Origin of the sequence: Helicobacter mustelae (assembly GCF_900476215.1) — a bacterium.
Lineage (GTDB): Bacteria > Campylobacterota > Campylobacteria > Campylobacterales > Helicobacteraceae > Helicobacter_H > Helicobacter_H mustelae.
Genome location: NZ_LS483446.1, coordinates 1,497,336 through 1,508,512, shown reverse-complemented (window position 1 = coordinate 1,508,512; position 11,177 = coordinate 1,497,336). Strand labels below are relative to the sequence as shown.

Genomic DNA, 11,177 nt, shown 5'->3' with positions numbered 1-11,177 from the left:
TTTTAAAAGAATCAATGTCAGCATAGGATTTTGTGGATATGTTTTGATCTGTTATAAAGGCTTGTGTCAAGGGAGATTGCGTCTCTGTGCCTAGGCTATTTCTCATCCGCCTCACGCATGCCCCTACCCATAGGGTTGGAAACTCTTCACATCCCTCACAAAGCCCAAATTCACATCAGCTATTGTGCGAAAATATCGAGTTTTTTGTTGTAGATATGGGTTTTGATATCTAGCAAATGCAAAAGGGAATGAAAGACATAGTCCTGATTATAGATTTTATTTGCATGTTCTTTGAGAGTGGGAATGAGTGCCTCATAGCCCTTACCTAGATAAAGGAGGGAGGGGATATGCTTTTGTTCCTCTGGAGAGAGCGAATAGGGCAGTCCCCCATGCATGTATTGGCCATATTCCCCCAGGCTCTCACCATGATCGCTCACATACCACAGGGCTTGGTGCAGTGGGGAGGCGGCAAGGGATTTCATCACAGAGGCGAGGAAAAAATCACTATAGCGCAGCGAATTATCATAGGCATTTTCTATTTCTTCTTTGGAGCAGGTTTGGAGATTTGGGCTTTTGCAAACAGGCGTGAAGTGCTCAAATTCCTTGGGGTAGCGCTCAAAATATTTGGGCCCGTGGCTGCCATAGAGATTGATGACCAAAAATGTATTGTGTCTTGCGTTTTGGATGATGGAAGAAATTTCTCCTAGCATCGCGCCATCAAATGTATTCCGCGCCCCGCCCTCATCAAAATAGCGAATATGACGCAATCTCTGGCAGACCTTGCCCATGCACTCCCCGCCATTATTGCTAATCCACCACACCTCATAGCCTGCGCGCTTGGCGATGTCTAGGATATTGTCGCGATAATAGCTCAAATTTCTTGTGGTGTAGCTGTTATGGGTGAGATCTGTGAGCATGCAGGGGATGCTGATGGCTGTGATCACGCCACAAGAAAAGAAATGGGGGAAATTGATGAGATGGGATGCAAAATCCTTAGTGTAGGGATTGGTGGGGCGCAGATAGCCATTATAAGCAAAGTTTTGGGCTCTGCTTGATTCCCCGATGACAAGAACGATGATTTTTGGCGCATCTCCTGGGGATAGTGTGGCATCTACTCCGATCTGCGCATAGGTCTTTGGGGTTCTTGCCTGCGCAGAAACATAGCGGATGGTGGAGCGAATGGGTGCAATGGGGTTTAGCATATCAATCATGGGCTTATAGGCCTTGAATGCAAAAATGATGTCACGCCCCTGCAGGAGAGAAATCCCCAAAATCACAAGCAAATAAAATCCCAGTAGCAAAAATTTATCTTTGAGGCGAGGGTTTTGCATTTTTTTGCTTCTCATCAAAAACAAGGCCAAAAAGGGCACAGCAAGCAGGGCTAGGATTTTTAGCATTGCTTTGAGGTCAAAAACGCCACGGGCTTCTTTGAGGTTGGTATGCAGTATGCTATCAATGATTAAGGGACTTATGCTGATGTGATAGGTGTCCATGGCATAGGCACTCACCGCACTTAAAGCGCAGAGCACTCCTAGCACATAGATGGCACTGCGTTTTGTGCAGAGCAATTCCAAGCAAAAGCAAAGTGTGCTGCATAAAAGAATGCCTATGCTAAGAAGCAAGAGGTTTTGATGCGGGAAGCTTTTGGTGTGGCTGAAAAGGGCACTCCAAAAGCTCTGGTGATAAAAGATTACAAAATAGATGCTAAGCAAAAAGATTAAAAAATGATAGCTTCCAAAGAGGTTTTTCACGCCAGGCCTTGAGGATTTTTCTTGTGATTTTAACGAAGTTTTTGCAAGCTGTGATAAAATTTCCGCATTTTAAAAAAAGGAAAGAAATGGCAAAAAAAGTCGTGCTAGCATATAGCGGGGGGTTGGATACAAGCGTGATTTTGAAGTGGCTTGGGGAAAACTATGGCTGCGAGGTAGTGACCTTCACTGCAGACATTGGTCAGGGTGAGGAGGTTGCGCCTGCAAGGGAGAAGGCCAAGAAGCTTGGAATCAAGGAGGAAAATATTTTCATCCTTGATTTGCGCGAGGAATTTATTCGCGATTTTGTATTTCCGATGTTTCGGGCAAATGCAGTGTATGAGGGGGAGTATTTGCTGGGCACTAGCATCGCTAGGCCACTGATTGCCAAGCATTTGGTAGAGATTGCAAAGGCTGTGGGTGCAGATGCCATCGCACATGGCGCGACAGGGAAGGGAAATGATCAGGTGCGATTTGAGATTGGGGCCTATGCACTAAATCCTGATATAAAGATCATCGCACCCTGGCGGGAGTGGGATCTAAATAGCCGCGAAAAACTGCTCTCCTATGCGCAGAATGCAGGCATTGAGATTGAGAAAAACAAAAACAAATCCCCCTATTCCATGGATGCAAATTTGCTGCACATTAGCTATGAGGGTCAGATCCTAGAAGATCCTAGCATCGCCCCAGAAGAGGATATGTGGAGATGGAGCGTGAGTCCAAAGGATGCGCCTGATACGCCCACCATCATCACCATAGAATTCCAAAAGGGGGATGGCATCGCCATCAATGCAGAGCGCTTAAGTCCTGCGCAATTTTGGACAAAGCTAAATAAGCTTGGTGCCCAAAATGGCATCGGGCGCACGGATTTGGTGGAAAATCGCTATGTTGGCATGAAATCCCGTGGCTGCTATGAGACGCCAGGGGGCAGCATCTATCTTAAGGCTCATCGCGCCATCGAGTCCCTATGCCTGGATCGTGAGGAGGCACATCTCAAAGATTCTCTGATGCCAAGATATGCCGAGCTTATTTATAATGGCTATTGGTTTTCGCCCGAGCGCGAGGCATTGCAGGCATTGATTGACAAGACTCAAGAGAAGGTAGAGGGAGTAGTGAGGCTAGAGCTTTATAAAGGAAATGTGAGCATCCTGGGCAGAGAGTCTAAAAATTCCCTCTTTCACTCAGCCTATAGCACCTTTGAAGAGGATAGCGTCTATGATCAAAAAGATGCCGCAGGTTTTATTAAACTCAATGCCCTGCGCTTCATTATCGCAGGGAAAAATCAAAGAAAGTAGATAAGTGGGGGTCAGAGTGATCGCGCGGTTGTGTTTTTGGTGTCGTGCCGGGGCTTGCGCGTGATTTTATCAAAAAGGCGAGTTTGCGCAGATTGCGCGTGGTTTTTGCATCCTTTTGCATGGGTGGGGGCGTTAGGCTAGATTTTTTGCGGTGAGATTTTTTCTTGTTTTGGCTGCGAGGTGCTAACAGCGGGGTTTAGGGCGCAAATGAAATGAGCGCTAGCATAGAAGCGGCTGGATTTAAAATTTAGGAGTTTTTTTGCGGATTTTATTGCTAGAAGATGATGCGCTGCTTTGTGAGATTATTGAGGAGTTTTTGATTGAGCGGGGCGATGAGGTGCTCGTGGTGCGCGATGGGAGGGCAGCAGAGGAGGCATTGCTATCTTTGCATTTTGATTTGTTGCTGCTAGATGTCCAGGTGCCAGGCATCAATGGCTTTGAGCTTTTGCGCACACAAAGAGAGCTTGGCAATCGCACCCAAGCAATCTTCATCACCGCACTCAATCAAAGCAGGGATCTCAAAAATGGTTTTGAGGTTGGCGCAGATGACTACATCAAAAAGCCCTTTGACCTGCAAGAGCTAGAAGTCCGTATTAAACATGTTACAAAGCATTTGCAAATTGAGAATTTTTTCATTTCTCCCCATTTCATTTTCTCCCCGAAAAATCTCACTTTGCAAAATAAATCCACTTCCCAAACCTTCAAGCTCACACAAAAAGAAAGCGCGATTCTTTGTTTTTTCCTCAAAAATCCCAATCGCATTCTAAGCCCACAAGAAATCCTTTTGAATGTTTGGAGCTATGAGGAAGCCCCTAGCCAGAACACATTGCGCAGTTATGTGAAAAATCTGCGACGCTATTTGGGATTTGAAAAAATCACCAATTCCAAGGGGAGCGGCTATCGTTTTAACAGCTTATGAAAAGCGCTCGCTCGCGCGCTTTTTGGGATTTTATATCAGTTCTTCTTTGATTCTTATCATTGGCATTGTGTTTTTGGTTTTTGTCATTGAAAAAAACCAGATCCAAAAAAATGCCTACAATCAAATGCTCTTGCAGAGTTCAAAAATTGCCCAAATTGCCACCTTTGAGCACATGAGCGGAAGGCGGGTTTTTGATCCAAAAATCTTGCAGGGGCTCACAGCTCAAATCTCTTCTAGCATATCACAAAGCCCTAGTCATAAAAACTCCCCATCATTGCCCTTTGAGAAAAATACCCCCGGCCACAATTTGCATGATAGCCAGCAAAATCCCATGCCTCAAAATGGCAGTAAAATCCAGATTTCACTTTTTGATGCCAACAAAAAAAATCTCTATGGAAATCTGCCATTTATTGAGAGTAAAAAGCGATTTTTTGTGCAGGGCCATCATGCCTATTTGCTTGATAATAGCGCATTTGGGCATCTTGGCATTGCTTGGATTTTGATTCAGAGGGATTTTGGAGAGGAAACTGCGCGGCTGATTTTTTTTCTTGTTTTGGGTGCGGGGATTTCTTTGGGGCTGGTGCTTGTTTTTGGTGTGATTTTAGGCAGGATGTTTTTGCAGCCTGTGCGCCAGGGTTTGGAGTTGCTAGATCATTTTATCAAAGACATCACCCATGAGCTAAATACCCCCATTTCAGCACTTTTGATGAGTGCCAATTCGCTCAAAAATGGCGTAAATAATCGCAAGCTCTCACGCATAGAGCAGGCCTGCAAGAGGATTGAATTTCTCTATAACAATCTCACTTTTTTGTTTTTGGGCGAGGCGGGGGAGCAAAAAGAGCACATCGATTTTTTGGCATTATTGGGTTTGAGGTTGGAGATGTTTGAGGAGCATTTTCTCTCCAAATCCCTGCGCATACAAACAGATCTCTCCCCTTGTGTGTTGTTTGCTGATAGAGAGTCAATCACAAGGATGCTAGATAATTTGCTAAGCAATGCCATCAAATACAATGAGCAAAATGGGCGGATTTTTATCGCACTCTCTGCTACGCGCCTTCGCATCCAAAATAGCGGCGAGCTCATCGATCCCTCCATAAAAGATCAGATTAAAATGCGCTATTTTCGCCAAAATTCTCGCACCAAGGGCTATGGCATCGGGCTTGATATCGTTCAAAAGGTTGCACTTAGCCATCATTATACTTTTGTGATTAGCACACAAGATAATCTCAATACCTTTGAAATATTTTTTTAGATTCCACACATATTCCACAAAAGATTTCTACAATGCGCGAAATTTTTTAAGGAGTGATTATGAAAAAGATTTTTTTAATTTTGTTGTTTTGTGCAGGATTGTTTGCTCAAGGTGGAAAAGTAGGGGATATGAACATCGACTTTCACCCAAAAAAGCCCTTTAGCAGCGGAGACAATGAGGTTGTGATCTCTTTGCAAAAAGATGGGAAATTTGTTAGCGCGGCTAAAATCAAGATCCGTGTGGTGATGCCACCTATGCCAGGCATGCCAAAGATGGATTTTAGGGCTGAGGCAAAAGAGCAGGGTGATGGCTATGTGGCCAAACTCAATTTTCCCCATGGTGGCACTTGGCAGTTGCGCTTTAGTATAGAAGTGGATGGAAAAGTCTATAACTACAAAAGCAGCATAGATTTCTAAGGGATTTTTTAGCATGAGGATTTTGGCGCTTTTGTGTTTGCCCCTTGTGCTTTTTGCACAGAGCAGTCTTGAGGCCATCATCCAAAAGGCCATGCAAAACAATGCCCAAATCAAGATCTTGCAAACCCAAATCGAGCAGTTGGAATTGCAGGCAAGAATTGCTAGAAAATGGGAGAACCCCAATTTGGATGCCCGCTATAATGTTTTGGATCTAAGGGATCCGGCCTATCGCGGAAGTCAGATGCAAAGCATTGGTGTGACTCTCTTGCAAAAAGTCGATCTCTTTGCAAAAAAACCCCTAGAGTCTCAGAAATTTTCCCTGCAAAAGCAAATCAAGATGCTAGAGCTCAAAGCACTGCGCAAAAATCTCATCAAAAAAGTCAAGCTTAGCATGATTAGAAATTATCAAAACAAAACGCGCATTAGCATCCTACAAGCCACCAAAAAAAATCTCACCATCCTCAAAGAGCAGCTGCAATCTAGCTCAGATAGCATCCCTCTAGCAAAGGTGTACAATCTAGAGATTTTGCAAACAAAACTAGAGATAAAGCTCAATCAACTAGAAGAAAACACAAAAAGCGAGATGATAGATCTTAGCGAGGCGAGTTTTGGGGATTATGATGATGTGGGTTTTGTGATGGACTTTCGCACAGATTTTCCACCAGATTATTATAAACATGCCTATGAGTTAGAGATTCAGCAGCTCAGACAAAAGATTGCTGCAAAAGATGTGGCGCTGGCTAAAAGGAATTTTTTGAGCGATCCTACCATTGGCATTGGATATTTTTATCGCCAGGTGCAAAGTGATTACATGAATTTCTCTCTCACCTTCTCGCTGCCAGTTTATGGCAAAGAAAGACTGATGCTGCAAAATGCAAGAAAGAGCGCTCAGCTTGAGAGTGATGCGTATGTCGACAAAGAAAATAGCATCAAAAGCCAAATCCATCGCCTGCAAAATATCCTGCAAAAAAAGCAAAGGGAGCTAGGTTTGATAGAAAAAGTCCTAATCCCACAAAATCAAAAACTCACCAATCTCTATAGCAGTAATCTCTCCACCACTGCCTCGGTGCAGGAGTATTATTCTGCGCTTAATGAGCTGCTAGATAGCCAATTGCTAAGAATTGATGTGCTGGGGAGTATTTATGGTGCCTATGTGGAGCTTGAGAGTCTAGGAGATCTATGATGAAAAAAATTTGGTGTTTTTTATTGTTTTATGCCCTGTGTTTTGCTCAGTTCTATCAAAAAACCATGGTTTTGGAAATGAAAGAGGTGGCAAAAGAGCGCAAATTCTATGCCTTGGTAGCTCCAGATGATAGCAGGATTTCTACCATCACTACGCGCCTTGATGGTTTTGTAGAAGAGCTGGAACTCAAAGATAGCTACAATCTCGTGCACAAAGGCCAACCCCTCTATAGGCTCTATTCCCCTGAGCTTTTGGCAGTGCAAAATGAATACATCAATGCGCTCAAATTCAACAACAATGCAAAAAATCTCGCAGAAAAGCTGCAACTCCTAGGCGTGGAAAAAGACATTCTACAAGCTATCACCAAGAATAAAAAAGCACAGAATGTGCTGCCATTTTTTAGCCAGTCTGAGGGCTTTGTGATGGAAAAAAACATTACCCAGGGTCAATTCATCAAAAAGGGCGAGACGCTCTATAAGCTTATAGATCTCTCAAAGGTGTGGGTGATTGTGCAGGTGCCCCAGAGTGCGCGTGAATTTTTGCAGGAATTTGTGCAAGATTCTGCCCAAAAAAATCCCTCAGATCTCAAAAACCCCACTGCCATCAGCCCAGCCAAAAATGCCCAGAAAAATCCAAGCCTCATGGCAGCGCCTGATAAGAGGGCTAAATCTGAGTCTACCAAGGGAGATAAAGCCATGCCTACAACAACCCTAGATCCTAGTGCGGAGGTAAAAAATTCTACCCATAATAATGCTGGTGATAGGCTTGAGAAATTCTCTACTGCGCGATTTTCTAGCCAGGGCATGCCACAGAGCTTTGTTTTGCAATTCCTCCAGATCCTTCCCAATGTCGATCCTGATAGTAAATTTTTGCAGGTGCGCTTTTTGGCAGATAACAAAGACCTAAGGCTCTTTCCCAATCTCTTTGGCATCGCCCATCTCTCCCTGCCACCGCGCAAAATGCTCATAGCGCCCAGCGATGCGGTTATTTCTAGAAATAACCAACTTTATGTATTTGTCAAGGATGGGGAGCAATTCACCCCCACAAAAATCACTGCTAGAAGACTGGAAAACGGTGATTATGAGATCCTCTCTGGCGTGGATGCAGGTGTAGAGATTGCCAAGGATTCTTTATTCATGCTTGATGCAGATGCGCAAAATAATGGAGATTATGAATGATTCATTTTATCATCTCTCTTTCGCTTCGTTTCAAATATTTTGTGCTAGGGGTTATTTTTTTGCTTTTAATCGCATCTATTTGGGCCTTGCGAAATACCCCGCTAGATGCGCTGCCAGATATCAGTCCCGTGCAGGTGATTTTGCAGATTGATTATGAGGGACAATCTCCCAAAGTCATTGATGAACAGGTGAATTTCTTGCTCACCTCCACGCTCATGAGTGTGCCACGTGTGGATGTTGTGCGTGGGATGAGTAGCTTTGGCAAGGGCCTTGTGTATGTGATTTTCAAAGATGGCACAGACATTTATTGGGCAAATAGCAGGATTTTAGAAAAGATAACCGCCATTCTCCCAAATCTACCCAAAGAGGCAAAAATCACACTTGGATCGGATTCTAGCGGGATTGGCTGGGCCTTTATCTATGCGCTTTCTAGCAAGACAAAAACCCTCCAAGAGCTTAAAGCGTTGCAGGATTTTTATTATAAATACAGTTTGCTTGGCGTGGATGGGGTGAGTGAGGTGGCTAGCGTGGGGGGATTTGAGAAAAACTATGAAGTGCGCATTGATAATGATAAATTGGTGCAGTATAACATCGGATTTGATGAGGTGGTCAATGCCATCAAAAAGGCCAATAATGACACAGGTGGGGGCGTGATCTTGCAGAGTGGATTTGAAAAAGTCGTAAATGCTAGTGGCTATCTCAAAAATCAACAAGACATCGCAAATGTGATGGTGAAAACAAAAAACTCTATCCCCCTTAGAGTAGGAGACATAGCCCAGGTCGTACTCACGCCCTCAGCCAGGAGAGGCATTGCTGACCTCAATGGAGAAGGCGAGGTAGTGGGGGGGATTGTTTTGGTGCGCTATGGGGCAGATACTTTTGGGGTGATTAGGGCAATTAAAAAGCGCCTAGAGCAAATTGCAAAAGAAAATCCCAATGTGCAAATCACGCCTGTGTATGATCGCAGTGATTTTATTCAGCAGGCCATCGACAATCTCTGGCATACCCTGCTAGAGGAATGTGTTATTGTTTTGTTGATTGTGATTTTGTTTTTGTGGCATTTGCGCAGTGCCCTTGTGATTGTTATCACGCTGCCTTTGTGTGTGCTCTTTAGCTTTTTATTGATGAAGATTTTTGGCATCACTTCCAATATCATGAGCCTTGGGGGTATTGCGATTGCCATTGGTGCGATGGTAGATGCAGCCATCGTCATGGTGGAAAATGCGCATAAACATCTCCTTGCCCTTCCCACTCCCCATACTGCAAAAGACAGGATGCATGCCATCATTCATGCAAGCTCTCAGGTGGGTGGGGCTGTGTTTTTTGCTTTGATGATTATCACCATTTCCTTCCTGCCTATTTTTGGGCTCAATGGCCAGGAGGGCAAGCTCTTTGCCCCGCTGGCATTCACCAAGACTTTTGCAATGATTTTTGGCGCTTTGCTCTCCATTACCTTGGTGCCCATTTTGATGTTTTACCTTATCCAGGGCAAGATCCTGCCTGAAGAGAAAAACATCCTTAGTGCCTTTTTCATGCGCCTTTATACGCCAGCTTTGAAACTTGCCCTGCGATTTGATTATATTTTTTTGGGGCTTTGTGCGGCGGGGATTGGTTATATGGTCTATCTCTATCCCCATCAAAAATGGGAATTCATGCCCCCACTTGATGAGGGAGTGATGATTTATATGCCTGTGACAAGCTATGGGGCCAATGTAGAGAGCGCGCGCGCATTTTTGGTCAAAACTGACAAGATTTTAAAATCCTTTCCTGAGGTGGAGAGTGTCTTTGGCAAGGTAGGAAGTGCCAACACCCCCACAGATCCAGCACCGCTGGCTATGATTGAGACCTTCATCACCTTCAAACCCAAAAACCAATGGCGCAAGGGCATGGACATGCAAAAGCTGCGCAATGAATTTGAAAAAGCCCTGCAGGTAAAGGGGTTGACCAATTCCTGGACCTACCCCATCAAAGGGCGCATTGACATGCTGCTCACAGGCATTCGCACCCCCCTTGGCATCAAGGTCTTTGGCAATGATAGCGACAAGCTCCAAGAGATCTCTGGCCAGATTGAATCGCGATTATCTAGCTATCCTGGCAGTCTTTCTGTGTTTGCTGAGCGCAGTAATAAGGGGTTTTTTATAGACATTACGCTAGATAATCAAAAGCTTGCTTATTATGGCATCACAAAGGAGCAGGTACTTAGTTTCATCGCGCAAGGAGTGGGTGGTGCTAAGGTCTCTACCATCATTGATGGAGTGGAGCGCTATGCCTTGAGTCTGCGTTTTGTTGATGTGCAGAGAGATAGATTAAGGGCACTAAGAGAGCTCTATATCAAGACAGATTATGGTTTTGTTCCACTCTTAGATCTTGGTCAGATACAAGAGAGACAAATGTCCCTAGAGCTCAAGAGCGAGGGTGGGTTGAAGGTGAATTTTGTCTACATCACCCCAAAGACTGGAGTGAGTGCAGATACCTACAAGCGCGATGCGAGCAAATTGCTTTCTAGTCTCAAATTGCCAAGTGGTTATTATTATGAATTTTCTGGGGAAAGTGAATATTTGGAGAAATCCCTAAACACAATGAAATTTGTCATTCCCCTCACCATTTTCCTAGTGTTTTTACTCATTTTGTTGGCCCTGCAAAATCTCACCTATGCCATCGTGGTATTTTTCACGCTACCCTTTGCGATCTTTGGCGGGCTTTTGGCCATCGACTTGCTGGGATACAATCTCAGTGTGGCCGTGATTGTGGGATTTTTAGCGCTTCTTGGCGTGGCGGCTGAGACTTCTATCGTGATGATGGTCTATCTGGATTCTGCATTGCAAAAACGAAAGGAATATGGCGGAGGGCTTGAGTCTTGCATCATTGAAGGTGCGGCCAAGCGTGTGCGCCCCAAACTCATGACTGTGCTTTCTTTGGTCTGCTCGCTCCTTCCCATTATGTTTAATAATGGCGTAGGCAATGAAGTCATGAAGCGCATCGCCGCACCCATGCTCGGAGGGGTGGTGAGCTCGATGATCCTCACGCTTTTTATCGTACCTGTATGCCTGTATGTGCTACAGAAATTTACAGAAAAACTCACAGACCAAAAGCGCAAATAAAGGATTTTTTTAAAGGCTTTATTTGCCACCCTTGCAGGGGTTTATCACTCCCCTCTTCTTTTACACTTTCTTAAAAATCTCTTTC

At 44.4% G+C, this 11,177-nt stretch carries 8 protein-coding genes; 7 read left to right on the top strand and 1 reads right to left on the bottom strand.

Translation table 11 applies throughout. From position 1 onward, the window contains the following. Positions 1-179 precede the first annotated feature (179 nt). Positions 180-1,751 carry a phosphoethanolamine transferase gene (locus tag DQN48_RS07260; RefSeq protein WP_013023702.1) on the bottom strand — a complete coding sequence of 524 codons (1,572 nt, stop codon included), beginning with the start codon at positions 1,749-1,751 and terminating at the stop codon, positions 180-182. Positions 1,752-1,837: 86 nt separating this feature from the next. Here DQN48_RS07260 and DQN48_RS07255 point away from each other — a divergent pair, with 86 nt between their 5' ends. The 7 genes from DQN48_RS07255 (at position 1,838) to DQN48_RS07225 (ending at position 11,092) form a co-directional block, all read left to right on the top strand. Continuing rightward, complete coding sequence (locus DQN48_RS07255) at positions 1,838-3,043, top strand: argininosuccinate synthase (RefSeq protein WP_013023701.1); 1,206 nt, start codon at positions 1,838-1,840, stop codon at positions 3,041-3,043. A gap of 259 nt (positions 3,044-3,302) precedes the next feature. Further along, the gene (locus tag DQN48_RS07250) at positions 3,303-3,962 is read left to right on the top strand and encodes a response regulator transcription factor (protein WP_013023700.1); all 660 of its coding nucleotides are present in this window, start codon (positions 3,303-3,305) and stop codon (positions 3,960-3,962) included. Next, positions 3,910-5,214, top strand: a complete 1,305-nt coding sequence (locus tag DQN48_RS07245) for a sensor histidine kinase (protein WP_041913208.1) — start codon at positions 3,910-3,912, stop codon at positions 5,212-5,214. The genes DQN48_RS07250 and DQN48_RS07245 overlap by 53 nt, the downstream gene beginning before the upstream one ends. 59 nt (positions 5,215-5,273) lie before the next feature. After that, entirely contained in the window at positions 5,274-5,630 is a 357-nt protein-coding gene (locus DQN48_RS07240; RefSeq protein ID WP_013023698.1) for a FixH family protein, read from the top strand. A gap of 13 nt (positions 5,631-5,643) precedes the next feature. After that, complete coding sequence (locus tag DQN48_RS07235; protein WP_013023697.1) at positions 5,644-6,813, top strand: TolC family protein; 1,170 nt, start codon at positions 5,644-5,646, stop codon at positions 6,811-6,813. Next, positions 6,810-7,991 carry an efflux RND transporter periplasmic adaptor subunit gene (locus DQN48_RS07230; protein WP_013023696.1) on the top strand — a complete coding sequence of 394 codons (1,182 nt, stop codon included), beginning with the start codon at positions 6,810-6,812 and terminating at the stop codon, positions 7,989-7,991. Before DQN48_RS07235 ends, DQN48_RS07230 begins: the two co-directional genes overlap by 4 nt. Further along, the gene (locus DQN48_RS07225) at positions 7,988-11,092 is read left to right on the top strand and encodes an efflux RND transporter permease subunit (protein ID WP_013023695.1); all 3,105 of its coding nucleotides are present in this window, start codon (positions 7,988-7,990) and stop codon (positions 11,090-11,092) included. The genes DQN48_RS07230 and DQN48_RS07225 overlap by 4 nt, the downstream gene beginning before the upstream one ends. The last annotated feature ends 85 nt before the right edge of the window (positions 11,093-11,177 follow it).